We start from the raw sequence: 25630 nt of genomic DNA, 5'->3' as shown, positions 1-25630 counted from the left end.
TAGTAATATATAGCTATGACTTCTTGATGAAATCCAAATCTTTTAACATTTTTAGATAAGCAAAGTACCGTCTGTTTGCTTGAATTATGCGTTCTTGTTCTTCTGGTGGTAAATTAATAGTAGGGTCGTATTTATCGAGCAATTCATTGTCGCTAACGTCAAATGGTACATTTTTGAGAAATGTAAGGCATTCTTTTATTTTGTCTGTATCTATAAAACTGTTTGAATTCGATGAGTATTCTTTTAGTAGCGTTTGTAGTATTACATGGTCTATTTCTGCTTGCGTTGCTTCTATAGTGTCATCTTCTTCATAAAAATCTGATTCTTCATAGGTTCTTATATAATCATATGGTCTGAGAGGATTGTTACACCAGTCATCAAATGAAGGGGTTGGTGCCTTCGCGTTTTTGTTATGGATTGCGTGGCATAAGAGTTGGTATTTCTCCCTTTTGACTGATTCAGTATCATCAGGATTATAGTACTGTTCATAGATTGCTCCTATAATTGAATTATGTTTTCGCAATGCTAAATCAGATTCCAAAATTGAAAATTGATTTTTTAAATAATCATCGATTCTCTTATTGATTTTATTATGCTTTGAAGCATCGACATATTTATCAAGGATTTTTTGACGAATAGTGATGTATACAAAAGCATCCTTTTCAATTTTTGAAAGTTCATTCCAAGTTTTCCCAGCATAGTTTTTTTCTAAGTGTCTTTTTACAAGACTTCTAATTTTTTCTTTTGTGGGTTTTGATGCTTGTTTAAGACCGTATATTTCAAAAACTACGTCGTAAACAGTTTCGATTTTTGACATATTTTCTCCTGAATGTGATTAAAAATTTAAAAATATACTTTTTTAAAAATGCGATATTTATAGATAGTATAAGGCATATTTGATGAAAATGGAATGATTTAAATAAATATAAATGTACTTTTTAATCGTGCTATTCTTTTATCAATCAAAGAGCTCATTGATTAAATAATAAAGGAGGTTTTCGATATGAAACCAACAGTTTCTTATTTTGATTCGGAATTCCAAATGGGTGATTTACTTACTCATTACAGAGTACCGTTTGAAGAGTTCACTGACGATGAACTTGAAAGTCTTCGTAACAATCTTATTGATTACATGAAGTTTCGACCATGTGAAGAAATAAAAGTAGATTTGAAATCTATCTACTTGCTAATCAAAGGTGAAGACGAAGCAAGCATGTTACTTTATTATCTTTAATTTTGGAGGAAAAGATTATGGCATTACAGAATTTATATAAGTTTGCCCGTACAGTAATTGATGCGGATAAACTTCTCGAAGCTTTTCATAATGAAATGCTCGTTGTTGCTTGTAGAGATTACAGTGACAAGAAAGGTGTTTTGAAGGATGGCAAAACCCTTACATTACAGGTTCTTTATGATGATACGGATTATGGTATCAATAAGAAGACAGGAAAACCTATACAGGACAATGTTATGCAGAACTTTGATGTAACTGTACTGGGTTGCGACACTGATTTTCAGAGGGGCGATAAGGTGGCTCTATTCGATTTTGATGAGGAACATTCTTATTACATCGATAATAATTTGATTCTTAGATTTAATAGTTGTAAGAAGCTTTCCTCGACAGGAGCGTCTGGGGGCAATGCTCCTTCAGTTCCGACAGGATCAGCAGGAGCATTGTCTAAAGGTTTAGGCAAGCTACATGCGTAAGCAACAAGCTACGAGACTATTGTTTTTAATCCTTTCTATTTCAATCCTTGCGTGTGGTCTCGGCGCAAGGATTACATATAAAAAACTGAATATTGTGGTATTGAATTCTTTATCAATGGCTATGTTTCGTATAGGTATAGTGTTTTTAGTATCTGTTGTTATTGAGTATATGCTTGCTCATAAAATACATAAGGGATTCAAATACTTTTTTCGACATGTGATTGTAATGAATTCATTGGAATTGCAAATGATAGATGCAGGCATCTATATACAGAGAGGGAAAATATTTGAGTTGCCAAAGATAGAGCTTTCTTTTGATAAGCGACTTGATAAAGGTATTTTGAAGATTAGGAATTCTATTAAATTTGATAAGAAACTTGATGGCATGTCTTTATCGTCAGCGTTGGAAAGATATATTGTTGAACGTCATTATATGACAGATGATGGCAACTATTATATCTATGAACTTTTAGATGGCTCTATTGATTTCAAAATGAAATTCAATTCTTTTGAAGAGTATATTAAGCACAATGAGGCTATCCCAACATATTCCTTGTTTCTTGATAGGAGAAGCATAGTTAAGTTGCAACATACTCTTTTGGTGGGTGTGACAGGAAGTGGGAAGACTTATTGTTTGTATAATTTGCTTTTGCAATTCTTTAATAAATCCATTCCTTATGTGATTTATTTTGCAGACCCTAAAGGAAGCTCTCTTGCTGTGATTGGACAGATTATAGCACCAGATAAGACTGCTGTAGACATGAGTAAGATTATTGAGCAGTTGGAAGAATTTGTCTTTAAGATGCGTGAGCGTAAAGAAGAAATCAAAGAATTGCTGAAAAGCAAATTGGATGCGGATTATTCTGATTTTAATAAGTCACCCTATATATTCTGCTTTGATGAGTATGCGAGTTTTGTGTCTGTGTTAGCAAATGAGGATAAGAAAACTCGCGACAAGGTAAATGGACTAATGGCAGAAGTGATATTGCAAGGCAGACAGTTAGGATTCTTCATGTTCATAATAATGCAGAAGTCTGATGCAAACTTAATCAGTACATCTTTGAGAGATAATATTCCGTTAAAGGTTGTGCTTGGCAATTCGGAACAACAGACCTATGTGACAGCTTTTGGTACGGGAGTAGATATACCGAATCGTCATTATAAGGTGGGCGAGGGGGTTTTTACAGAGCCAGTGATTGCTTCTGAGCCGAAACTTTTACAATGTCCTTTTCTTAACTTTGACATATTAGAAGCTGTGAGAAAGGCAACCCCCGTGATGTAATCACGGGGGTTGCTGAAAAGGGCAAGATAATTATATATGGATGCAGACCCTTAGAAGGAAGGTGGTGTGATTGCTTGAATTAGGGGTTGATGAAATAACTTTAGTTCTTCAATTGCCTACTGTTAATAAAAGCTTATTATCAGTATCAGATTGGAGAGATATTGCAGAATATCTAATACATAAATTTGAAAAGAAGTCGGATGTATTAAATATTTTTGGTGAAAAAGAATCAGAACCGAAATCACCTGCAGGATATACAGTGGCTTATAAGTATGGAGAGCATAATTTTTATTTTGCAGTAGCTTATCATGAATTCATGATTGATATGGGGGTTGTGATAAAGTTTTCTGCTCAAGCGTTGGATTTCTATTTAGAAAGTACAGGTATAAGGGTTTATCAATTCCTTCAAATGGTGTCATGTGCTGATTATGAGCAAAGACTTTCGAGGATTGATTTGACGGCTGATTTTATTGATGAAGATGTTGATATATCTGAAATCTATCAAACTTTAATGGATAAGAAAGTTGCTATATTTCGTGAACAGTACAATGCAAGAATTGGAAAAAAGGAATATAGAAAAGTACCAATGAAGTTTAAAGGGATTATTACAGGAGAAGAGGTTGGAACAATCTATGTAGGCTCAGAGAAATCAAATTCTCGATTGAGAGTATATGATAAGAAAACAGAACAGATTTCTAACAAAGGTAATAAGTTAGATAAGGCGTTGCAATGTAAAAACTGGGTGAGATTTGAAGGAGTATTTAGAAATGAGTATGCGCATCAATTATCTAGTGCCTTGATGAATATACAGAATGATGATGAATTTGGAAATCTTATTGCTTCGACAATTTATCAAAAGTATTTATTTATGCAAATTGATAATGGTAAAGCAGATGCTCCAACATATTACGCTCAAATGATAATCGATTGTGTTTATGATAGCAGTTTTAAACTGAGAGCTTCGCTAACAAGGAATTATGAACTTGCAAAGAACATAGCTTACATTTTTTATGGCTCTGGTGTTATGAATACTTTTTATAAACTAAAAGAGTTTTGGGGAATGGATGCTGTTATGTGGGTACTAGAGTACATTGCTGAAAAACTTCAAGATGATTATATTCCAAACGATGATTGTAGATATTGGATAAAGAAGAATAAGACGGATTATTTGAAGGATTATCCTGATTTTAATAAATACGTAAATGACAATCTTACGAAATTGCTTTAGAAAAAGGATGGTGGTTAAAAATGGAAAAAGAAATACCAATTTGGGAAAAGTATCTTCTTACCATTGATGAAGCTGCTTTGTATACAAATGTGGGGCAAAATCGATTGGCTGAAATGCTTAGAAAACCCTCATGTAGTTTTGTCCTTTATTGCGGAAGGAAGAAACTTGTGAAACGCAAAGAATTAGAGAAGTTTTTGGATGAAAACATAGAACTAGATTAAAGAAATGTAACACAAAGAAGCTTATATATGGTATTATATAAAATACTGTATTTAGGCTTCTTTTTTATTGAAAGGAGCTTATTATGGGAAAAGACTTAAAAGGTAAAGAGTTGGGCGTAGGTATTACCCAACAAAAAAATGGTCTTTATAATGCAGGCTTTGTAGATAGGTTAGGAAAAAGGAGAGTAAAGCGTTTTAAAAAAATACAGGAATGTAGGAAATGGCTTGATGAAGCAAAGTTTATAGATGAGCATAGTAGCATAACAGAAGCTAATTCTATGATGGTGGATGCTTTCTTTGATTACTGGATTTCTATAAAAGAAAAAACAGTAAGACCCAATACTGTGAGGAATTACAGAGAGCGTTATCATAGAAATATCAGCAAGGTTATAGGTAAAATGCTTCTTGTTGAGGTTAAGCCCATTCATTGCCAAAAGATTTTTAGTGATATGGCTGATGAGGGGTATAAGACAACAACAATGTACCAGACAAGAATTGCATTATATAATATGCTAGAGTTTGCCAAGGAAAATGATATCATTATTCATAATCCTTGCAAAAAGTCGGTGCGAAGCGATATGGGTAAACCTTCTGAGAAGAAACATGCGTTGGAGATTGTTGAACAGCAGAAATTCTTGGAATATGCGCATGGGCGAAGCTACGAGAATCAATATAAATTCATTCTGCAAACTGGTCTGAGAACTGGTGAACTTGTTGGATTGAAATGGAGTGATATTGATTTTGAAAAAAGAGTGCTAACTATTAGCAGGTCTATGGAATATAGACATTCTTCGAAGATTTGGAGAGTGGGAGAGCCAAAGAGTGCATCTGGTTATAGAACAATACCTCTTACTGATGAAGCCATAAGGATATTAAAAGACCAAAAACTAAAGAACAGTACAATTAAAGTAATTCCTATTGAGTGGAGAGAGTTTGTATTTCTTTGTCGTAAAGGAACACCGATAAAGAATAGTACTTATGATACTGGACTGTATAAAATATGTGAAATGGCATCAATTAAGCCATTTGGAATGCATATTTTGAGACATACATTTGCTACTCGGTGTATTGAAGCAGGGATGAAACCGAAAACACTTCAAAAAATCCTTGGACATTCTAATATAGGAATTACAATGAATTTGTACGTAACAACTACAGAGGATGAAAAGCAAAAAGAAATCGAGCTTGTTGCAGAAGCATTGATGGTTATGTAACTTTATAAAAGTCCTTATAATTATCAAAACAATGTAACACCAATTGTAACACCAAATAATTGGAAAGCTTTGAAAACCTTGTAAAATCAATACTTTTAAAGGAGATACATAGAAAATGAAACTAGGAATCGTGGGGCTTCCGAACGTCGGAAAGAGTACCCTTTTTAATTCACTTACAAATGCAGGAGCACTTGCTGCAAACTATCCTTTTGCAACAATTGATCCCAATGTGGGAATCGTAGCAGTGCCGGATAAGAGACTAAAGCTTCTTGGCGACCTTTATAATTCCAAGAAGGTTACACCTGCAACAATCGAGTTCGTTGATATTGCGGGACTTGTTAAGGGTGCATCCAAGGGTGAAGGACTTGGAAACCAGTTCCTTGCTAACATCCGTGAGACAGATGCAATCGTACATGTTGTAAGATGTTTCGAAGATCCCAACGTTGTTCACGTTGATGGAAATGTTGATCCTGCAAGAGATATTGAGACAATCAACTTAGAGCTTGTATTTGCTGATCTTGAAGTTCTTGAGAGAAGAATTGCCAAGACCACCAAGGCTGCAAGAATGGATAAGAGTGCAGCAAAAGAGCTTGAGCTTCTTAATAAGATTAAGGAAGTTCTTGAAGCCGGCAAGATGGCAAGGGAACTTGAGCTGGATGATGAAGATGAGAAGGCTCTTATGAATTCTTATGATCTTCTTACATGGAAGCCTGTAATTTATGCAGCAAACGTTAAGGATGATGATCTTGCAGATGATGGTGCTTCTAACCAGTATGTGGCAGCAGTTCGTGAGCTTGCTGCAAAGTCAGGAAGTGAAGTATTTGTGATCAGTGCTCAGATTGAAGCTGAGATTTCAGAGCTTGAAGCTGATGAGAAGGCAGAGTTCCTTGAGAGCCTTGGTCTTAAAGAGTCAGGTCTTGATAAGCTCATCGCAGCAAGCTACAGAACTCTCGGTCTTATGAGCTTCCTTACATCCGGAGAGGATGAGACCAGAGCATGGACCATCAAGATCGGAACAAAGGCTCCTCAGGCAGCAGGTAAGATTCACACAGACTTTGAGCGTGGTTTCATCAAGGCTGAGGTTATCAATTACGAAGACCTTCTTCGTGAGGGTTCCATTGCAGCAGCAAAGGAGAAAGGCCTTGTCCGCATGGAAGGTAAGGAATATGTAGTACAGGACGGAGACGTGATCCTGTTCAGATTCAACGTGTGATAATTTAAAGCATAGCAGCAAAATATCGAAGGTACCAATGCAAGACAGATTGCCGATTGGTACCTTCTTTTAGATTATTTAATCCCAAAGAAAGAGGTATATTATGAACACTACAAAAAACACAGACTCTAATTTAATGAAATACCTTCGCTGGGTATTTATCATTGCATGGACAATGCAGGTTGCCGTATGGATGCTATATCAGAATGGAGGAAGGTCTGAAGGGCAGCTTCTTATGGCTGTTATGATGTATGTTCCATTGATTGCGGTTCTTATTTCCGGAGAAAAACTTAATGGAATGGGCTGGAAACCCAAATTAAAAGGCAATATAGGAACGCTCCTTTTTGCATGGTTTGCACCGACAGTGCTCACAGCAATTGGCGCGGTAATATACTTCCTGATTTTTTCAAAACATCTTGATCTGACCGGACAGTATATACTCTCTGCATCGGGAGATGCCGGAACGGCTGCTCTGAAGGAACTGGATAATCAGGGTATTTCCTATTTTCAGTATATTCTGATCACATCTGCCAGCGCTTCGCTGTATGCGCCTTTTCTGAATATGTTTGCTGCAATCGGTGAGGAAGCAGGCTGGAGAGGATATATGCAGCCGGTGCTTAATGAGAAATTCGGCAGAACAAAGGGAATCATAATAGGCGGAATAATCTGGGGCATGTGGCACTGGCCGATTATAGGGCTTATTGGATATGAATACGGCTCCAACTACTTTGGATATCCTGTTACCGGAATGCTGCTGTTTTGTGTATTCACAATTGCCATGGGTATCTTATGTGAGATGGTTTATGAAAAAAGCGGATGTATATGGTTTCCTGCGATTTTGCATGGGTCAATAAATGCAGCTGCAACAATTCCGATAGCGCTATGCGTGCCGGATACCGGAAGCTTCAGACTTTTAGGACCTGCACCAAATGGCCTTCTGGCAGGGCTCCCGTTATTTATTGTGGCCGGACTTGTATTTAAATCAAGGTATGCGAGCAGTAAGGAAAAACAGTCTGAGTTTTGATAAAACGAACAAATACATCCGCATGAAAGTTCCGGCATAAAAGTTTATAAAAATTTAGCAATTTACAAAAAATATCACTGGCACAATATATGTCGGCAAAATGTCGACAAATACAATATCTTGTATGGGCGAGCCTCCCACCGGACGGTGAGGGGCTTTTTTGTGCCCAAAATCAGACAAAATGAGCTTTTCGCAAGGTTGTTAAATGAAAAAAAATGGTTTATTATACATGTAGGTGGTAAAAAGTGTCACAAAGTGGTGAAATGTGGTAGAGAATAATGGGAAAGGCGTACAAGGGCGAATATAGCCATTCAATCGATGCAAAAGGGCGACTGATCATCCCGGCCAAGTTTCGCGACCTGCTCGGAGAACAGTTCGTTGTAACAAAAGGCTTTGATGGATGTCTTTTTGCGTTTGATCAGGAAGGCTGGGACGCTTTTGAAGAGAAGCTTAAAGCTTTGCCCATGGATATACCCGGAGCCAGACAGCTTGGAAGATTCTTCATGGCAGGAGCAGATGATGTTGAACTGGATAAGCAAGGAAGAATCCTTCTTAAATCCAACTGGCTGACCCACGCTTCCATAGATAAAGAAGCTGTTGTTGCAGGTGTCGGCAATCGTGTCGAAATCTGGAGCAAGGACAAGTGGGAGGAAGCTACTACTTTTGATGATATTGACAGTATTGCAGCCAAGATGAGCGAGTACGGTTTGAGCATCTAAACCGCAGCTTTTGAGTCCGGAGCATTGCGCCCGGTACAAGGGAAGAGAACAAATGGAATTCAAGCATTACTCAGTACTTCTTAATGAAGTAATAGATAATCTGAATATAAAGCCTGATGGCATATATGTAGATGGAACACTGGGCGGTGCCGGACATTCCAGCCATATTGCCGAGAAACTCTCTGATAAAGGAAGGCTTATCGGTATAGATCAGGATGAGGATGCTATCAAAGCCGCCAGTGAGAGACTTAAGCCCTTCGGCGACAGAGTGACCATCATCCGCGATAATTACGAGAATGCAGTAAGCAGAATAAAAGAGCTTGGAATAGACAGCGTTGACGGGATTCTGCTTGATCTTGGAGTCTCTTCATTCCAGCTTGATAACGAAGAAAGAGGTTTTACCTACAGATTCGATACTCCGCTCGACATGAGAATGGACAGAAGACAGGAACTCACAGCCGGAACAATAGTAAATGAATTCTCTGAAATGGAGATTTTTCATATTATCAAGAATTACGGCGAGGATAAATTCGCCAAAAATATCGCCAAGCACATAGTTGCCAGACGAAGCGAGAAGCCGATTGAGACTACTTTTGAACTAAATGACATCATAAAGGCTGCCATTCCTGCGAGAATGAGAGAAAAGGGAGGACACCCCTCAAAGAGAACTTTTCAGGCTCTCAGAATAGCTTGCAACAGAGAACTCGACGTCCTCGAAAACTCTCTGGATGGAATGATAGATTTTCTCGCTCCCGGCGGAAGGATATGTGTAATAACCTTCCATTCGCTTGAGGACCGAATTGTTAAGAACAATTTCAGGAAAAACGAGAACCCATGCACATGCCCTCCGGAAATTCCGATATGTGTATGTGGCAAAAAATCAAAAGGCAAAGTAATTACACGAAAGCCTATCCTGCCTTCGGAGCAGGAACTTGAAGAGAATAGCAGAAGCGCCAGTGCAAAGCTTCGCGTATTCGAGAGAAGAGAAGAGGCGTAAGAGCCGATCATTTCTTATGGGGGAACAACAAAATGACTAGACGTTAAATCCCATTGCGCTAATTTTTAGGGGATTTACGAGGGGTATATTATGGAGAGAAATTACGTTTACGGTAACACCGTAAGAAAACAGAATGAGCCTGTCAGAAGACAGGAAAGGGAAGTGCCGCTTCACGTTCAGAAGAGAGCACAGGCCAGAAAAAGAGCGCACAGAATGAGTCTCCCTACACTGCTTGGACTTTCACTTGCAGTAGTACTTGCGGGCGGCGTACTTTCTATGTATATAACACTTCAGGCTGATATTAAATCCAGTGTAAAAACCATATCAACCATGGAGGCCAGATTAAATAGTTTGAAACAAGACAATGATGAGGCTTATAATAAAGCGGTTAGCAATCTTGATCTTGAGGAAATAAAAAGAATCGCCATAGGCGAATATGGTATGACTTATGCTACTGAAGGACAGATTGTTACTTATTCCGGTGGCGGCGGAAACGACTATGTAAGACAGGTTGCACCGATACCGGATGGAAATTAAGAGGAATGCCCGGAAGTAAGTTATGAGTAAGAAAAAGAACACCCAAAAATTCACATTGGCAATGAAAAAGAAGCTGGCAGTACTTTTTGCAATTGTACTGCTAGCTTTTGTACTGCTTGGAGTCAGGCTTTTTGTTATAACCAGAGATAACGGGAAAGAATATGAAAAGCAGGTTTTATCCCAGCAAAAATATGACTCATCAACAATTCCCTTCAGAAGAGGCGAGATTGTGGATGCAAACGGAACGGTTCTTGCTTACAGTGAGAAGGTTTACAACGTAATCCTGGATGCCAAGATCATTCTTTCTGATGAAAAGTTCTTAGAACCTACAGTTGAAGCGCTGGTTTCACATTTTGGCTTTGATGAGGGTGAGCTTAGACAGTACATCAAGGATAATCCTTCATCCCAGTATTACACACTGGCCAAGCAGCTTTCTTATGATGAGATCAGTGAATTTCAGTCCATGATAACCTACGGTACTGATAACTATAATAAGCTTATCCAGGGTGTGTGGTTTGAAGAAAACTACATCAGAAAATATCCAAACGGCTCAATGGCAGCCGATGTTGTAGGCTTCACCACAAGCGATAACAACGGAATTTTCGGACTTGAAGAATATTACAACGATGAGCTTAGCGGATCAAACGGCAGAATTTACGGCTATCTTGACGAGGATTCCAACCTTGAGAGAACAACAATTCCTGCAATTGACGGAAACACCATAGTTTCCACAATTGATGGCAATCTCCAGTCCATAGTTGAGAAGCATCTTCGTGAGTTCAACGAGACATATAAAGACAGTGCCCGTGAAGGAAACGCTGCAAATAATGTAGGCTGTATCATGATGGATATCCATACAGGAGATATCCTTGCTATGGCCAGCTATCCTACTTTTGATCTGAATGATACCAAGAATACAGATAATCTTATCGGTATGCCGCGAGTTGATGAAAACGGAAACAAAGTTGCCGGAGAAAGTATATATGATTCCGGTGTGTACATCACTCAGGAAATGCTTGATGAAATGAGCGATGAGGAGAAAATGTGGAACCTCAACGCTCTATGGAGGAATTTCTGTATTTCCGATACTTATGAGCCCGGTTCTGTAGCAAAGCCTTTTACTGTGGCAACAGGACTTGAAGCAGGCAAAATAACAGGTAATGAAGTATATGACTGTAACGGTTATCTCGAAATCGGCGGATACAAAATCCACTGCCACAACAGATACGGTGACGGCGCTGTTTCTGTTGAAAGAGGTATAGAGATTTCCTGTAACGTTGCCATGATGAAAATCGGTCAGGTTATCGGCCAGGATACTTTCTGTAAATTCCAGAAGCAGTTTGGCTTCGGTCTTAAGACAAACATTGATCTTGCGGGAGAGGCCAGAACAGAAGGCCTTACCTACACGGCTGAAAACATGGGATCCACAGAACTGGCAACAGGTACCTTCGGACAGGGCTTTAACGTCGATATGATCGAGATGATCTCTGCTTTCAGCTCACTTGTAAATGGCGGCAATTTTTACGAGCCTCACATTGTAAGCAAAATTCAGAATTCATCCGGTGCTACTGTTAAGAGCATCGAGCCAAGAATCTTAAGACAGACAGTTTCTGAGTCTACCTCAGATAAAATAATTGAGTATTGTAACCAGGTTGTAGCCGGGGATGAAGGTACAGGTAAAACTGCAAGACCTGCAGGATATATGATCGGTGGCAAAACAGGAACCGCTCAGACAGTACCCCGTGGAAACAGACAGTATGTCGTTTCTTTCATGGGCTATGCTCCTGCAAATGATCCTCAGATTGCAATCTATGTTGTAGTAGACAGACCAAATACAGTTGAGCAGGACGATGCAAAGTTTGCTACAAGAATAGTAAGAGCGGTCCTTACAGAAGCGCTTCCTTACCTTAACTTCCCTATGACAGAACCTGTTACAGAGGAAGAGCAGGCAGAGCTTGAAGCACTCAGAGAAAAAGAAATCATGATGAGTGCTGCCCAGGAAGCAGAGGTTGTGGAATCCGAAGACGGCGAAGAAGGCGAAGCTGCTGAAGGTGCAGAAGAGGCTACAGGCGAGAATGCCGAAGGCGAAGAAGGCACAGTAGAAGGTGATGATGCCGATGGCGGCGACGGAATCTGGGAAAAAATTCCTGAGGGCGAAGAAAAACCTGAAAATGCAGGCGAAGCCGAGGATGAAAACAAGGAACCTATTTGGAAGTCATTTGAAATGGATCCAGAAACGGGGTATTATATTGACCCGGAAACAGGCGGATTTATAGATCCGGAAGACGGACATATGATCGGCGGAGATCCGCTTCCTGATTTTGGTGAGTAAAAGGGGAAATATTGTTATGAAAGCACAGGATTTAAAAGGTAACAAGGTACTTATAATCGGAACAGGTATTTCGGGTATCGGAAGCGCGAAGCTTCTTGGAAAAGCCGGAGCTGTTCCTGTTATCCTTGATGAAAATACCAAGGTATATGAGAGAGAAGTAAGGACAAAGCTTGAGGGATACACCGGAGAAGAGCCGGAGATAATAATCGGTCAGCTTCCCGATGAAAAAATAAAGGAAATCGTTCTTGTGGTACCAAGCCCTGCTGTACCCATGGACTCACCTATAATGCTCAGACTTAAAGAAGCAGGAATCCCGGTATGGAGCGAGATCGAACTTGCTTACAATTTTGCAAAGGGCAGAATGATTGCGATCACAGGAACAAATGGAAAAACCACCACAACAACACTTGTGGGCGAGATAATGGCTGCTCATTTTGCATCCACTTATGTGGTTGGAAATATTGGATATTCCTATGCAGAGCGTGCTCTTGAGATGACAGACGACACAGTATCAATAGGCGAGATAAGCAGCTTCCAGCTTGAAGCTGTTGAGAATTTCCATGCATCCGTTTCTGCGATTCTCAACATCACACCGGATCATTTGAACAGACATCACACCATGGAATGCTATGCATCCATGAAGGAGAATATTACCAATAATCAGACAAAAGAGGACACCTGTGTCCTTAATTATGATAACGAATATACAAGGGCTTTTGCAGACAGATGTCCTGCTAAGGTTGTATTTTTCTCATCTGCATCAAAGCTTGAAAATGGCTATTATCTTGCGGATGACGAGATCATGTATGCAGAAAACGGAAGTTCAACCTTTGTTATGAATGTTCATGACATGAATCTTGTGGGCACCTGCAATTATGAGAATGTCATGGCGGCTATCGCTATGGGCAGAGCCATGGGCGTGCCTATGGAGACGATTCTTAAGGCGGTCCATGATTTCAAGGCGGTTGAGCACAGAATCGAGTTTGTGGCAACCAAGAACGGTGTGACCTACTACAATGATTCCAAGGGTACAAATCCCGATGCTGCCATCCAGGGTATCAAGGCAATGTGCAGACCCACATACCTTATCGGAGGAGGCTACGACAAGGGCAGCGAGTATGATGAATGGATAAATGCTTTTGACGGAAAAGTGAAAAAGCTTGTTCTTATCGGAGCAACAAAGGAGAAGATAGCGCAGTGTGCCGATAAAAACGGTTTCCATGACTATGTTTTCATGAATTCTTTTAAGGAAGCGCTTAAATATTGCAGCGATAATGCTGTTTCGGGAGATGCGGTTTTACTTTCGCCCGCATGTGCAAGCTGGGATATGTTCCCCAGTTATGAAGTGAGAGGTAAACAGTTCAAAGACTATGTAAATAGCCTTAAATAAACCTTTGAGGGGAGATTTATGCAGGCAGCCAGAACCATCGACAGACCAAAGAGAGAGCTGTACGTAGATTACAGTATGATATTTATCGTACTGTTTCTGCTTGCTTTTGGTCTGATCATGCTATATTCAACAAGTTCATACGAAGCGTCGATCGATTATCATGATTCGGCGTACTATTTCAAGAAACAGCTAGGCTTTACCATATTCGGAATAGGTGTAATGGCTGTTGTTTCAAGAGTTCCATATCGTATTTACAAAAAGTTTGCGGTTTTTATGTATGCATTTGCAGCGGTTATGGTACTTCTTGTAAAAACAAGTCTTGGAAAAGAGGTAAACGGTGCCAGGAGATGGCTCAGATTCGGACCTTTGGGTATTCAGCCCGCAGAGGTTGCTAAGCTGTGTATGATCATCGTTATGGCTTCGTTTATCGCTGCAGCCAACAGGAAAATAGCCACGACCAGAGGCTTTTGGACCACGTTTTTGATCCCTGCTCCAATCAGTATTATGGTGTGGCAGATAACTGAGAATCTAAGTTCAGCCATAATAATTTACGGAATTACGTTTTTGATGCTCTTTGTTTCAACTCCGGGATATCGACGATTTATCCTGATTGCTACGGGAGCGGTAGGCCTTGCGGCGATAATCGTATTCGCCATTGCCAAGGCCGGATATAACAGTGAACTAAACTTCAGATTTGTGCGAATTCTTGCATGGCTTGATCCGGAAGCCTATGTAAACGATAAGGGGTATCAGACCCTTCAGGCTCTTTATGCCATCGGCTCCGGCGGAATTTTTGGAAAAGGCCTGGGGGAAAGTATGCAGAAGCTGGGCTTTATTCCTGAAGCTCAAAATGATATGATATTCTCTATTATATGCGAAGAATTGGGGCTTTTAGGCGCCATTGCGGTTCTTTTCATGTTTGCGCTGCTTATATGGAGAATGGTCATTGTAGCCAATAATGCACCGGATATGTACGGGGCTCTCCTTGTTATAGGCGTAATAGGTCATATCGCGCTGCAGGTTATCCTGAATGTGGCGGTTGTGACCAATACTATTCCCAACACGGGTATTACTCTGCCTTTCATCAGTTATGGTGGTAGTGCGACGGTATTTTTGCTGGTCGAAATAGGAATAGTGTTTAACGTGGCGAGAAATATTGAACTTTGAGTAGAACAAAAAGATGGTAAAAAGACGAAGGCGTGTAAAAAGATATAGGGAAAAGGCTCCCCGAATGAGCTTTGGGGAGCTGTTTATGTTACACAAAAGTCTTTTCATTCTTGGCGCTTTTGCCATTATTCTTCTGATAGCGATTTTGTCTGCCGCCATATATATTTATAAAAATTATACGGTTGTAAATACATATGTTGACGGAAATACGCATTATACCGACCAGGAAATAATGGATATGGTCATGGATGGCAGATTTGGTCATAACTCCATCTACCTGTCCTTTAAATACAGGGATAAAGCCATTACAGGTATCCCTTTTGTTGAAAAAATGGATGTTGAGGTCGTTTCACCTGACACCATCAAGATAAATGTGTATGAGAAGGCTGTTGCGGGTTATGTTAAGTATCTCGACAGATATATTTATTTTGACAGGGACGGAATAGTGGTTGAGACCTCCAGTGAGCCTTCAGAAGGCGTTCCGCTGGTTTTGGGCCTCGATTTTGACTACGTGGTGCTCCATGAGAAGCTTCCCGTTGCAGATGACAATATTTTTGCAGAAATTCTCGATGTTACACAGGTTTTGACCAAATACAATCTGGATGCCGACAAAATATTTTTTGACAGTGAATTTCACATTTACATCTATTTCGGCTCTGTAGAGGTAAGCCTGGGAACTAATGAAAATATTGATGAAAAAATCATACAGTTACAGTACATTTTGCCGAAACTTGAAGGGAAAAGCGGCATATTGGAAATGTCAGATTACGATGCAAATACTCAGAACATAACTTTTGAGGAGAAAAAATAAAAATTCTATGTTGTAAAATTTCTAAAAAAATTATAATATAGTTTAGGAGTTTTAGTTATGAAGGAGGAGCACTATCTTGCTTGAAATAAAGTCAAACGAGGCAGAATCCGGTGCCAAGATCATAGTTGTTGGGGTTGGCGGTGCAGGAAATAACGCTGTTAACAGAATGGTGGAAGAAAGTATTTCCGGTGTAGAATTTATCGGAATTAATACAGATAAGCAGGCGCTTCAGCTTTGCAAAGCACCTAAGCTTTTGCAGATCGGAGAGAAGTTGACCAAGGGCCTTGGTGCGGGAGCCAAGCCTGAAATCGGTCAGAAAGCAGCTGAAGAGAGTCAGGAGGAGATTACCGAAGCTCTTAAGGGAGCAGACATGGTATTCGTTACCTGTGGTATGGGTGGCGGTACCGGTACCGGTGCAGCTCCTGTTGTTGCCAAGCTTGCAAAGGATATGGGTATTCTTACTGTAGGTGTAGTAACGAAGCCTTTTGCTTTCGAGGCAAGAGTTCGTATGCAGAACGCACTTAATGGTATCAATACCATCAAGAATAATGTTGATACTCTTATCGTTATTCCCAACGATAAGTTACTTCAGATTGTAGACAGACGTACTACTATGCCTGATGCTCTTAAGAAGGCTGACGAAGTACTTCAGCAGGCTGTTCAGGGAATCACTGATCTTATCAATGTTCCTGCAGCAATCAACCTTGATTTCGCTGACGTACAGACAGTCATGAAGGATAAGGGTATTGCTCATATCGGTATCGGATCCGGTAAGGGTGATGACAAGGCTACAGACGCTGTTAAGATGGCAGTTGAGTCACCTCTTCTTGAGACCAAGATCAATGGTGCGTCCAATGTTATCATCAATGTATCCGGTGATATCTCTCTTATGGATGGTTCCATTGCAGCTGATTACATCCGTAATCTTGCAGGTGATGATGCTAATATCATCTTCGGTGCTATGTATGATGAGACTATGTCTGATTCCTGTAACGTAACTGTTATCGCTACAGGTATCGAGGATAAGAACAACGGACCTTTACCCAAGGTTACAACTCGTCCTCAGGGAGCAGCTCAGCCTACAGCTACACAGGCAGCTCCTGCACAGACAGCAGCACAGCAGCCCACAGCTCAGACGGTAACTCCTCAGACAACTGTGCAGCCCACAATCAGTACTCTTGAGAATGCTCATACAGCTCAGGAAGTGACAGCACCCAAGACTGCTCCTACACCGGCACCTACTCAGCAGGCAGCTAAGCCTACATCAGGTCTTAGATCTACACCTGAGGTACGCAGCAGTGTAGCTCCCAGAAGTCTTACAATTCCGGATTTCTTACAGAAGAAATAATAGATAGTGTTTAATGAATATATAAGAACAACTGCAAACCTGCAGTTGTTCTTTTTTACACCTTTCTGCATGATATTTTGTGTGGATTATTACGAAAAATGGTGTTACAATAACTTGTGTGGGTAAATTTTGCGAGCCCCAAATATTGACATTGGTTGTGTGCAATACACAGAAAGGTTAGTGTTATGAAATGTCCCTTTTGCGGTAAAGACAACACTCGGGTAATTGATTCCAGACCTGCTGATGAGAATACTTCCATCAGACGCAGACGTGTCTGCGATTCATGTGGTAAGAGATTTACCACCTATGAGAAGGTCGAGACTATTCCTCTTATTGTTATCAAGAAGGATAATAACCGCGAGCCTTATAATCGTGCCAAGATTGAGGCCGGTGTTTTGAGAGCTTGCCATAAGAGACCTGTCAGTGCTGAACAGATTACCCAGATTGTTGATGCTGTTGAGACAGAAGTATTTAACCTTGAACAGAAGGAGATACCCAGCCGTATTATCGGTGAGCTTTGCATGGAAAAGATGAAGAATCTCGATCCTGTTGCTTATGTAAGATTTGCATCTGTTTATCGTGAGTTCAAGGATGTTAACACCTTCATGGATGAGCTCAAGATTGTTCTTGAGAAGGAAGAGGAAGGCGTTATCACTGACGCAACTGATAAAAGCACACCGCTTCTTAAAAAAGAATAATAGTGCCCTTGACACGTGACCTATCTTTCCGTATAGTTTATAGGCGTGGGTAAAAGGTGCTTAAACCAGGTGCCTGAATACTCGGAAAAATTTAATACAGAAAGAAGGATTGTAACATGATGAAGAAAAAGATTGAGAGGAAAAGAGGCCTTTCTATTCTCTTAGTTGTGTTGACGACACTGACTCTTACATTGGGCGGATGCTCAAGTAAAAAGGCAGACGATTCCAGTACAGATGCGAATGGACAGACTGCAGATGCCAGTTCAGAGGTGAACGGTGAAGCAGGTAGCGAAGATGGCACTGTATCAGCGGAAGATCTTTCACAGATTACTATCGGTATTCCTCAGGATATTGACAGTATGGACCCGCATCTTGCAAAATCAGCGGGAACCAGAGAGATACTGTTCAATGTTTATGAAGGACTGGTAAAGCCCGATGCAGATGGTAATCTTCAGCCTGCCATAGCCAGTGACTACACAATTTCAGATGATGGAAAGACTTACACTTTCACACTGAGAGATGGAGTTAAGTTCCATGATGGATCCACGGTTACGGTAGAGGATGTAAAATATTCGATTGAGCGTAATGCCGGTACCGATGGAAGTGATCCGTTGATATCGGCTTTTTCTAATATTGAAAGCGTTGAGACACCGGATGAGTCCACTATTGTACTGACACTTAAGGAAGCAAACACAGAGTTCCTTGCATATATGATAGTATCTATCATACCTGCATCTAATGAGGATCCTGAGGGTAATCCTATCGGAACAGGCCCTTACAAGTTTGTATCCCGTTCTCCTCAGGAGAATGTCATTCTCACAAAGTTTGATGATTACTGGGGTGATGCAGCTTACATCAAGGATATCACTCTCAAGGTTGTAGCTAACTCAGATTCAATCGTAATGGAGTTAGAAGGCGGCTCACTTGATATGTACGCACGTGTAACAAGTGCTCAGGTTTCACAGCTTTCCGATAAGTTTGATGTTTACGAAGGAACCATGAACCTGGTTCAGGCTCTTTACCTCAACAATGCAAAGGAGCCCTTTAACAACGTTCAGGTACGTCAGGCTCTCTGCTATGCAATTGATCCTCAGACAATCATGGACTTTGTTTCAGATGGTAAGGGTACAGAGATCGGAAGTAGTATGTTCCCTTCATTCGGTAAGTACTTTGATGAGAGTCTTAACGACACATATAACCAGGATATAGCTAAGGCTAAGGAGCTTCTTGCAGAAGCAGGATATCCTAACGGCTTTGATTTCACAATCACTGTTCCTTCCAACTACACACAGCACGTTGACACAGCACAGGTGCTTGTTGAGCAGTTCAAGGAGATCGGTGTAAACGCTACTATCCAGGAAGTTGAATGGAATACATGGCTTGATGATGTTTATACTAACCGTAACTTCCAGTCAACAGTAGTAGGTGTTGATGCTTCTACACTTACAGCTTATGCGCTTCTTTCCAGATATGGTTCAGATGCACATAACAACTTCATCAACTTCAGCGATGCTGATTATGATGCAGCTCTTGCAGCAGCAGTTAAGGCAACTGATGACGCTGAGAAGACAGCTAAGTACAAGGAATGTGAGAAGATCCTTTCCGAGAAGGCTGCAAACGTATACATTCAGGACCTTCCTGAATTCGTAGTTCTCAATAAGAATTACACAGGATATACATTCTATCCGCTTTATGCGCAGGATTTTGCAAAGATCAAGCCTGCACAGTAATGACTGCTTAATAAGAGCAGGGATTCAATAATTTTGTAAAAAGAGGAACACGCATATGAGATATATATTGAAAAAGGTTTTAAGCATGGTGCTTACTTTGTTCGTTGTATCTCTGTGCGTGTTTTTAGCTTTCAGCCTTATCCCCGGAGATCCTGTAACCAGAATGTTCGGAACAGAGGCTACACCGGAGCTTATAGCTCAGTACAGAGAGAAGATGGGACTTAACGACCCGCTTCTTGTGAGATATTTCAGATGGTTTACTTCTTTTATTCAGGGAGACATGGGTACTTCTTATGATTACAAGATTCCTGTAGCAGGAATGATAGCTGAGAAGATACCGATCACTCTTACTTTGGCGATTATGTCATTCGTAATCATGGTTCTTATTTCAATTCCCCTTGGAATATATATTGCCAAGCATGAAAACGGAATCATGGATCATATCATTTCAATATTAAATCAGATAATAATGTCGATCCCGCCTTTCTTTTCAGGTATTCTCATAACCTTCTTTTTCGGAGTTATATTGAGGGTATTTAAGCCCGGCGGTTTCGTTTCATATACAAAGGATTTTGGAGCATTTATTAAGTATTTGATTCTTCCTGCGGTTGCCATTGCTCTTCCTAAGGCTGCTATGGCAACCAAGCTTCTCAGAGGTTCGGTTATTGAGGAAGCGGGCAAGGATTATACAAGAACTGCTTACAGCAGAGGAAATACAACCAATGCGGTGCTGTACCTCCACGTGCTTAAGAATGCCATGATTCCCGTAGTTACTTTCATGGGTATGGCTCTTGCAGACATGGTTGCGGGAAGTATTGTTATCGAGCAGGTTTTTGGTATTCCCGGAATCAGCAGGATTTTGCTCACGTCCATAAACAATAGAGATTATCCCGTTGTCGAAGCCATTATAATGGGCATAGCGATAATGGTTCTTGTTATAAATCTTTTGGTTGATATCATTTACAGGATCATAGATCCCAGAATCGAGGTGGAGGAGTAATGAAAAGATTTTTAGCACTTTTCAGAAAAAACAAAGCCACCGGCAAAAGGAATTCATACCTGATTTTGGGATGCATATTTACAGGTGTGATCCTGCTCATGGTTTTAATAGGAATTTTTTATATGCCGTATTCACCCACCAAGATGGATGCGTCCTCCAAGCTTCAGGGCTTTTCCTTTAGGCATTGGATGGGAACTGATCACATGGGAAGAGATGTTCTTAGCAGAGTTATGTACGGAAGCAGAGTGACTCTTGCAATTGCGGCATCCACCATTGTTATCGGCGCCGGACTTGGCACTATCATTGGGGCTCTTACGGGATATTTTGGCGGAATATTTGATGAGATCAGCATGCGAATCATTGATGCCATGCTGGCTTTCCCAAGTATTTTGTTGTCTCTTGTGTTTGTCAGCCTTTTTGGAACAGGTACATATCAGGTGGCTGTGGCTCTTGGTATTTCCTTTGTTCCAAGCTTTGCAAGAATTGTAAGGGGCGAATTCCTTAGAAGTAAGAACATGGATTATGTAGAAGTTGCAAGGCTTCAGGGCGTATCAGACCTTCGAATCATTTTTGTACATATATTGCCCAACACTGTGGGTGTCCTTATGTCATCTATTATGATCGGCTTCAACAATGCGGTACTTGCTGAGGCGGGACTCAGTTTCCTTGGAATAGGAGCACAGCCGCCTTATGCCAGCCTTGGAAATATGCTCTCGGATGCGCAGAGTTATCTTTTCAACAGACCAAGCTATGTTATCAGCATAGGTGTCGTGATAGTAATTATGGTTTTGGGCTTTTCGTTCCTCAGTGAGGGAATTAAGAGAATCTCAAATTATTGATTCAGACCTGTAAATTTAGGAGCATTTACATGGAAGTTATTTTGGATGTAACAGATCTTCATATTGAGTTTCATGATCATGATAAGCCTGAGACTGTGGTTGAGGACTTTGATCTCATGCTGGAAAAGGGTGAGATCGTCGGTATAGTTGGTGAGTCCGGATCAGGTAAGAGTATGAGCGCCCTTGCAATTGCAGGACTTCTTAAGAGACATGCCCTTACCAAAAACGGAAGAATCATGTTTGACGGACATGACCTTCTTACCTGTGACCGTAAGATATTAAGGTCATATCAGGGAGATGAGATTTCCATTATTTTCCAGGAGCCTATGACATCCCTTAATCCTGTTAAGAAGATTGGCTGGCAGGTTGAGGAATCCCTTAGAATCCATCACAAGGAGATTGATAAGGCTACCAGGAAAAAGAAAGCTATTGAGATGATGGATGCCGTGGGCCTTCGTGAGCCGGAGAAGGTGTACGACATGTATCCCCATGAATTATCCGGCGGTATGAGGCAGAGGGTTATGATCGCAGCAGCAATGATAGCAGAGCCAAGAATACTTATAGCCGATGAGCCTACAACAGCCCTTGATGTGACGATACAGGCTCAGATAGTCGATCTGCTCAGGAAGCTTAACAGGGAAAAGGGAACAGCTATTATTTTCATATCACACGATCTGTCACTTATCAGACAGCTCTGTCAGAGAGTAATAGTTATGCAGTCCGGCAATATAGTTGAGACCGGAAATGTTGAGGAGATATTCAGAGCTCCCAAAATGAGTTATACAAGGAAGCTTATAGCAGCAATACCGCAGATTGATCTGTGAGGTTTTTGTATACAGGAAATAGTATGGAACAGAGAAGAGTAATTCAGATAAGAAATCTGAATGTTTATTACAAAAATCATAAGAAGACACCCTTTAGTAAGGACAGAATGAATCATGTATTAAAAGGTGTTGATCTTTATGTTTACGAGGGCGAGATACTGGGACTTGCCGGTGAGTCAGGCTGCGGTAAATCTACCCTTGCCAAGACTATTGTTGGCATGAACAAGATTTATGACGGTGTGCTGAGTCAGACATATTCTGATCCGCAGATGGTTTTTCAGGATCCATATTCATCTCTTAATCCCAGTAAGAAGATTGGCTGGCTTTTGGAGGAACCTCTTAAATCCGATAAGAAGTATAAATGGACAAAAGAGGAGCGTGAAAAAAGAGTTAAGGAAATTATTAAGGCAGTGGGTCTTACGGAGAATATGCTGGATAGATATCCTTCCCAGCTATCAGGCGGACAGAGACAGCGTATCAGCATAGGAGTTGCTCTTATGAGAAATCCCAAGGTGCTGGTGGCTGATGAGCCTGTTTCTGCATTGGATGTTACGATCCAGGCCCAGATACTTGAGCTTTTGCAACAGCTTCACAGAGATATGGGAATTACCATTCTTTTCATATCTCACGATCTTAGGGTTATTTACCAGATATGTGACCACGTTGCCGTAATGAAAGGCGGAGTTATTCAGGAGTACGGAGAGACCAAAAGTGTCTACAAAAATCCTTCTTCCGAGTACACCAAAGAACTTTTGCGAGCAGCCGGAATCAGAAAATGATGTTAAATTTCATTTTAGCTATTAAGCTTTGAAACATTCTTGCCGATATAGCTTATAGATGCGGGTCAGTTATTGAATCATACCATGTTTTAAGATAGAATATGATGGTATGAAGAAAGGAGGGGGCCATGCGTTTAGACGGTTATAAGGTAGAAAACGCATATCTGAATACATCTTATGATAAATCAATAGCTTCCCCCGGGAATGTTGGATCTCCAAGATATGATGCACCTTCATATCAGCCTGAACAGGGCGATAAGAAACCTGTTGCAGATGCTGTGAAGGAGCCTGAACAGAAAACTCAGCGTAGAAATTCTTCGCTTGATAATATTCAGATAACACTTGGTAATAGAGACAATTCTTTAGTTGGACTTGGCAACATTGGGGGCATTCAGTCAGGAGTTATGAAAAAGGCAGTTTCCACGATGCAGAAGGATTCAGTTCTTCACGAGTATCAGTACTTCGTAGGAAACGGAGCTTTGACTACAGGTAAGAACACTGACGTTATTCTCAGCGATGAGGATGGTACAGTTATAAGAAAATAAATTCAGAAACTTTTTCGAGCAGGATTGAACTTCCTGCTCGATTTTTTTATGCATATATTGTAAAATTTGTCCCATGAGACATTTACTATTCCCGAGTGATACCTCGGATTCAACTTTTGAAATTCCATTTGAAGAACTTTATGAAAAAGGTTACAGAGGAGTTATTTTCGATATTGATAACACTCTGGTTCCTCACGGAGCACCGGCTGATGAGAGAGCTGTGCTGTTTTTTAAGAGACTCCACCAGATAGGCTATGATACTGTGCTTTTATCCAACAACAAAGAGCCAAGAGTAAGCTCTTTTGCTGATGATGTGGAATCAAAGTATATCTACAAGGCCAATAAGCCTATGAAAAAGGGCTACATGAGGGCTATGGAGCGCATGAACACGGAGCCTTCCAATACACTTTTTGTGGGAGATCAGATTTTTACAGATGTGTGGGGGGCTAACAGAGTGGGAATCCGCACATATCTTGTGAACCAGATCGATAAGAAGGAAGAGATCCAGATAGTTCTGAAGAGAAAAATAGAAGCTGTGGTCCTGGTATTTTACAAGCTTCATCTTCATAAACAGAAGAGAGCTGAAAAGAGGAGAAAGCATCAGGGCACCGGTGGGAGGATAAAATGAGAAGAGACATCTTGGGAACCACCAGGGTTTGCGGTCTTATAGGTAACCCTGTTCATCACACAATTTCGCCGGATATTCACAATACTCTTGCGGCAAAAACAGGAACGGATCTGGTATATGTTCCTTTTGAGGTTCAAAACGATAAGGTGGGAGATGCAGTTAAGGGAGCGCTGGCCCTTGATATTTTGGGGCTTAATGTGACTGTTCCCCATAAGAGCGCTGTTATTCCATACCTTTCTGATATCGATCCTGTGGCTGAGAGAATCGGCGCTGTTAATACGCTGGTCAGGACAAAGGACGGCAGTGGTTATAAGGGATACAATACCGATTACTATGGCATCAAGAAATCCTTTGAACATGAGAAGGTTAAGTTAAAGAATAAGTCAGTCATAATCCTTGGGGCAGGCGGCATCAGTAAGCCTGCAGCATATCTTTGTGCTAATGAGGGGGCTAAAGAGGTGTTTATTCTTAACAGAACCCTGGCAAACGCAGAGAAGGTGTGCAGTGATGTGAACGATTTTGCCGGTAAAGAGCTTTGCAAAGCCATGGAGCTTTCAGATTATAAAAAGCTTCCTTCCGACAGGACATATATTTGTTTTCAGATGACATCAGTAGGACTTATGCCAGATTCTGATAAGGCTGTCATTGAAGATCCTGATTTTTACAGCCTGATCGAGGTTGGATATGATGCGGTTTACAGACCCTTTAAGACCAAATTCCTTCGCTGCTGTGAGGAAGCGGGATCCTACGTAATAACAGGACTAAGGACTTTGCTTTATCAGGGTATTTGTGCCTACGAGCTTTGGAATGACACTCAGATCTCCGAGAAGGACTGCGAGGAGGTTTACAGAACCCTTCTGAAGACTCTGCTTAATGGCGAGAATATCATTCTTGTGGGCTTTATGGGCAGCGGCAAAAGTGCTGTTTCAAGAGCTGTATCAAAATTCTTTGGCTATGATAAAATCGACTCCGACGCAGCTATTGAGAAGGAACAGGGCAGGAAGATTAAAGAAATTTTTGCCACAGAAGGTGAGGAATACTTCAGGGACACAGAGACCAGGTATCTTGAAAAGCTCATAGAATCCGGCAGGAAAAATATGGTGCTGGCTGTGGGCGGAGGGCTCCCTTTAAGAGCAAAGAACAGAGAGTTTCTTAAAAAGATAGGCACTGTTGTTTATCTGAAGGCTACTCCTGAGACAGTATATAAAAGAGTAAAGAGGGATACCTCAAGACCACTTCTTAATACTGATGATAAGCTTACAAGGATCAGGGAACTCCTTGATTCAAGGAGGGAGATCTACGAATCCGCTGCGGATGTTGTAGTTTCAACCGACGGGAAGAATATTAAAAGAGTAGCGGTAGAGGTGGCAGAGACTGTTCTGTAAATATCATTTGGG

Annotated in this window: 26 protein-coding genes; 25 read left to right on the top strand and 1 reads right to left on the bottom strand. The window is 40.7% G+C overall.

Annotated elements, in window-relative coordinates; translation table 11 throughout:
* Positions 1–13 precede the first annotated feature (13 nt).
* A complete protein-coding gene (locus G610_RS0106475; RefSeq protein ID WP_026524151.1) occupies positions 14–817 on the bottom strand; it encodes a hypothetical protein in 804 nt (267 codons plus the stop codon).
* A 186-nt stretch (positions 818–1003) separates the two neighbouring features.
* On the opposite strand from G610_RS0106475, the gene G610_RS0106470 reads away from it, so the two are divergent.
* The 25 genes from G610_RS0106470 (at position 1004) to G610_RS0106350 (ending at position 25618) form a co-directional block, all read left to right on the top strand.
* Positions 1004–1234, top strand: a complete 231-nt coding sequence (locus tag G610_RS0106470) for a hypothetical protein (protein WP_026524150.1) — start codon at positions 1004–1006, stop codon at positions 1232–1234.
* A gap of 17 nt (positions 1235–1251) precedes the next feature.
* On the top strand, positions 1252–1707 hold the full coding sequence (locus G610_RS0106465; RefSeq protein WP_026524149.1) for a hypothetical protein: 456 nt from the start codon (positions 1252–1254) through the stop codon (positions 1705–1707).
* Positions 1700–2989, top strand: coding sequence for an FtsK/SpoIIIE domain-containing protein (locus G610_RS0106460; protein ID WP_026524148.1), 1290 nt, complete (start codon positions 1700–1702; stop codon positions 2987–2989). The genes G610_RS0106465 and G610_RS0106460 overlap by 8 nt, the downstream gene beginning before the upstream one ends.
* Positions 2990–3059: 70 nt before the next feature.
* On the top strand, positions 3060–4217 hold the full coding sequence (locus tag G610_RS22025; protein WP_026524147.1) for a replication initiation factor domain-containing protein: 1158 nt from the start codon (positions 3060–3062) through the stop codon (positions 4215–4217).
* Positions 4218–4237: 20 nt separating this feature from the next.
* A complete protein-coding gene (locus G610_RS0106450) occupies positions 4238–4438 on the top strand; it encodes an excisionase (RefSeq protein ID WP_026524146.1) in 201 nt (66 codons plus the stop codon).
* 83 nt (positions 4439–4521) lie between these two features.
* A complete protein-coding gene (locus tag G610_RS0106445) occupies positions 4522–5652 on the top strand; it encodes a tyrosine-type recombinase/integrase (RefSeq protein ID WP_026524145.1) in 1131 nt (376 codons plus the stop codon).
* Positions 5653–5767: 115 nt separating this feature from the next.
* Complete coding sequence (gene ychF, locus G610_RS0106440) at positions 5768–6865, top strand: redox-regulated ATPase YchF (RefSeq protein WP_026524144.1); 1098 nt, start codon at positions 5768–5770, stop codon at positions 6863–6865.
* Positions 6866–6968: 103 nt separating this feature from the next.
* Entirely contained in the window at positions 6969–7889 is a 921-nt protein-coding gene (locus tag G610_RS19965; protein WP_051197739.1) for a CPBP family intramembrane glutamic endopeptidase, read from the top strand.
* Between the two features lie 278 nt (positions 7890–8167).
* The gene (mraZ, locus tag G610_RS0106430) at positions 8168–8608 is read left to right on the top strand and encodes a division/cell wall cluster transcriptional repressor MraZ (protein WP_026524143.1); all 441 of its coding nucleotides are present in this window, start codon (positions 8168–8170) and stop codon (positions 8606–8608) included.
* Between the two features lie 52 nt (positions 8609–8660).
* Positions 8661–9605 carry a 16S rRNA (cytosine(1402)-N(4))-methyltransferase RsmH gene (gene rsmH / locus G610_RS0106425; RefSeq protein ID WP_026524142.1) on the top strand — a complete coding sequence of 315 codons (945 nt, stop codon included), beginning with the start codon at positions 8661–8663 and terminating at the stop codon, positions 9603–9605.
* Between the two features lie 90 nt (positions 9606–9695).
* Positions 9696–10142 carry a hypothetical protein gene (locus tag G610_RS0106420; protein WP_026524141.1) on the top strand — a complete coding sequence of 149 codons (447 nt, stop codon included), beginning with the start codon at positions 9696–9698 and terminating at the stop codon, positions 10140–10142.
* A gap of 22 nt (positions 10143–10164) precedes the next feature.
* The gene (locus G610_RS19960; protein WP_051197738.1) at positions 10165–12474 is read left to right on the top strand and encodes a penicillin-binding transpeptidase domain-containing protein; all 2310 of its coding nucleotides are present in this window, start codon (positions 10165–10167) and stop codon (positions 12472–12474) included.
* 16 nt (positions 12475–12490) lie between these two features.
* Positions 12491–13864 (top strand): UDP-N-acetylmuramoyl-L-alanine--D-glutamate ligase, encoded by a 1374-nt coding sequence (gene murD / locus G610_RS0106410; protein ID WP_026524140.1) that lies wholly within the window; start codon positions 12491–12493, stop codon positions 13862–13864.
* 18 nt (positions 13865–13882) lie between these two features.
* Positions 13883–15031, top strand: a complete 1149-nt coding sequence (locus G610_RS0106405; protein WP_026669164.1) for an FtsW/RodA/SpoVE family cell cycle protein — start codon at positions 13883–13885, stop codon at positions 15029–15031.
* Positions 15032–15116: 85 nt separating this feature from the next.
* On the top strand, positions 15117–15842 hold the full coding sequence (locus tag G610_RS0106400) for a cell division protein FtsQ/DivIB (protein WP_242829621.1): 726 nt from the start codon (positions 15117–15119) through the stop codon (positions 15840–15842).
* Positions 15843–15918: 76 nt separating this feature from the next.
* On the top strand, positions 15919–17190 hold the full coding sequence (gene ftsZ / locus G610_RS0106395) for a cell division protein FtsZ (RefSeq protein ID WP_026524137.1): 1272 nt from the start codon (positions 15919–15921) through the stop codon (positions 17188–17190).
* A gap of 185 nt (positions 17191–17375) precedes the next feature.
* On the top strand, positions 17376–17888 hold the full coding sequence (gene nrdR, locus G610_RS0106390; protein ID WP_026524136.1) for a transcriptional regulator NrdR: 513 nt from the start codon (positions 17376–17378) through the stop codon (positions 17886–17888).
* Between the two features lie 116 nt (positions 17889–18004).
* Complete coding sequence (locus G610_RS0106385; RefSeq protein WP_051197736.1) at positions 18005–19618, top strand: ABC transporter substrate-binding protein; 1614 nt, start codon at positions 18005–18007, stop codon at positions 19616–19618.
* Positions 19619–19673: 55 nt separating this feature from the next.
* A complete protein-coding gene (locus G610_RS0106380) occupies positions 19674–20618 on the top strand; it encodes an ABC transporter permease (protein ID WP_026524134.1) in 945 nt (314 codons plus the stop codon).
* Positions 20618–21457, top strand: coding sequence for an ABC transporter permease (locus G610_RS0106375; RefSeq protein ID WP_051197734.1), 840 nt, complete (start codon positions 20618–20620; stop codon positions 21455–21457). Before G610_RS0106380 ends, G610_RS0106375 begins: the two co-directional genes overlap by 1 nt.
* 29 nt (positions 21458–21486) lie before the next feature.
* Positions 21487–22281: an ABC transporter ATP-binding protein gene (locus G610_RS19955; protein ID WP_051197732.1), complete on the top strand. Its 795-nt coding sequence runs from the start codon at positions 21487–21489 to the stop codon at positions 22279–22281.
* A 23-nt stretch (positions 22282–22304) separates the two neighbouring features.
* Entirely contained in the window at positions 22305–23060 is a 756-nt protein-coding gene (locus G610_RS0106365; RefSeq protein WP_026524132.1) for an ABC transporter ATP-binding protein, read from the top strand.
* A gap of 128 nt (positions 23061–23188) precedes the next feature.
* Positions 23189–23605 (top strand): hypothetical protein, encoded by a 417-nt coding sequence (locus G610_RS0106360; RefSeq protein ID WP_026524131.1) that lies wholly within the window; start codon positions 23189–23191, stop codon positions 23603–23605.
* Positions 23606–23678: 73 nt separating this feature from the next.
* Complete coding sequence (locus tag G610_RS0106355) at positions 23679–24233, top strand: YqeG family HAD IIIA-type phosphatase (protein ID WP_026524130.1); 555 nt, start codon at positions 23679–23681, stop codon at positions 24231–24233.
* On the top strand, positions 24230–25618 hold the full coding sequence (locus G610_RS0106350) for a shikimate kinase (RefSeq protein ID WP_051197730.1): 1389 nt from the start codon (positions 24230–24232) through the stop codon (positions 25616–25618). The genes G610_RS0106355 and G610_RS0106350 overlap by 4 nt, the downstream gene beginning before the upstream one ends.
* Positions 25619–25630 lie beyond the last annotated feature (12 nt).

The sequence above is a fragment of the Butyrivibrio sp. MB2005 genome, assembly GCF_000424285.1.
Classification (GTDB): domain Bacteria; phylum Bacillota; class Clostridia; order Lachnospirales; family Lachnospiraceae; genus Butyrivibrio.
Note: the sequence above shows the minus strand (reverse complement) of the source record. Positions and strands in the feature narration are given on the sequence as shown.

What these genes read in the sequence shown, in the direction of transcription:
- G610_RS0106405 (WP_026669164.1), top strand. Translation starts at nt 13,883, where the DNA reads ATGCAGGCAGCCAGAACCATCGACAGACCAAAGAGAGAGCTGTACGTA.
- ychF (WP_026524144.1), top strand. Translation starts at nt 5,768, where the DNA reads ATGAAACTAGGAATCGTGGGGCTTCCGAACGTCGGAAAGAGTACCCTT.
- nrdR (WP_026524136.1), top strand. Translation starts at nt 17,376, where the DNA reads ATGAAATGTCCCTTTTGCGGTAAAGACAACACTCGGGTAATTGATTCC.
- G610_RS0106375 (WP_051197734.1), top strand. Translation starts at nt 20,618, where the DNA reads ATGAAAAGATTTTTAGCACTTTTCAGAAAAAACAAAGCCACCGGCAAA.
- mraZ (WP_026524143.1), top strand. Translation starts at nt 8,168, where the DNA reads ATGGGAAAGGCGTACAAGGGCGAATATAGCCATTCAATCGATGCAAAA.
- G610_RS0106385 (WP_051197736.1), top strand. Translation starts at nt 18,005, where the DNA reads ATGATGAAGAAAAAGATTGAGAGGAAAAGAGGCCTTTCTATTCTCTTA.
- G610_RS0106470 (WP_026524150.1), top strand. Translation starts at nt 1,004, where the DNA reads ATGAAACCAACAGTTTCTTATTTTGATTCGGAATTCCAAATGGGTGAT.
- G610_RS0106365 (WP_026524132.1), top strand. Translation starts at nt 22,305, where the DNA reads ATGGAACAGAGAAGAGTAATTCAGATAAGAAATCTGAATGTTTATTAC.
- G610_RS19955 (WP_051197732.1), top strand. Translation starts at nt 21,487, where the DNA reads ATGGAAGTTATTTTGGATGTAACAGATCTTCATATTGAGTTTCATGAT.
- murD (WP_026524140.1), top strand. Translation starts at nt 12,491, where the DNA reads ATGAAAGCACAGGATTTAAAAGGTAACAAGGTACTTATAATCGGAACA.
- G610_RS0106380 (WP_026524134.1), top strand. Translation starts at nt 19,674, where the DNA reads ATGAGATATATATTGAAAAAGGTTTTAAGCATGGTGCTTACTTTGTTC.
- G610_RS19965 (WP_051197739.1), top strand. Translation starts at nt 6,969, where the DNA reads ATGAACACTACAAAAAACACAGACTCTAATTTAATGAAATACCTTCGC.
- rsmH (WP_026524142.1), top strand. Translation starts at nt 8,661, where the DNA reads ATGGAATTCAAGCATTACTCAGTACTTCTTAATGAAGTAATAGATAAT.
- G610_RS19960 (WP_051197738.1), top strand. Translation starts at nt 10,165, where the DNA reads ATGAGTAAGAAAAAGAACACCCAAAAATTCACATTGGCAATGAAAAAG.
- G610_RS0106400 (WP_242829621.1), top strand. Translation starts at nt 15,117, where the DNA reads ATGTTACACAAAAGTCTTTTCATTCTTGGCGCTTTTGCCATTATTCTT.
- G610_RS0106360 (WP_026524131.1), top strand. Translation starts at nt 23,189, where the DNA reads ATGCGTTTAGACGGTTATAAGGTAGAAAACGCATATCTGAATACATCT.
- G610_RS0106460 (WP_026524148.1), top strand. Translation starts at nt 1,700, where the DNA reads ATGCGTAAGCAACAAGCTACGAGACTATTGTTTTTAATCCTTTCTATT.
- G610_RS0106355 (WP_026524130.1), top strand. Translation starts at nt 23,679, where the DNA reads ATGAGACATTTACTATTCCCGAGTGATACCTCGGATTCAACTTTTGAA.
- G610_RS0106465 (WP_026524149.1), top strand. Translation starts at nt 1,252, where the DNA reads ATGGCATTACAGAATTTATATAAGTTTGCCCGTACAGTAATTGATGCG.
- G610_RS0106450 (WP_026524146.1), top strand. Translation starts at nt 4,238, where the DNA reads ATGGAAAAAGAAATACCAATTTGGGAAAAGTATCTTCTTACCATTGAT.
- G610_RS0106475 (WP_026524151.1), bottom strand. Translation starts at nt 817, where the DNA reads ATGTCAAAAATCGAAACTGTTTACGACGTAGTTTTTGAAATATACGGT.
- G610_RS0106350 (WP_051197730.1), top strand. Translation starts at nt 24,230, where the DNA reads ATGAGAAGAGACATCTTGGGAACCACCAGGGTTTGCGGTCTTATAGGT.
- G610_RS0106420 (WP_026524141.1), top strand. Translation starts at nt 9,696, where the DNA reads ATGGAGAGAAATTACGTTTACGGTAACACCGTAAGAAAACAGAATGAG.
- G610_RS0106445 (WP_026524145.1), top strand. Translation starts at nt 4,522, where the DNA reads ATGGGAAAAGACTTAAAAGGTAAAGAGTTGGGCGTAGGTATTACCCAA.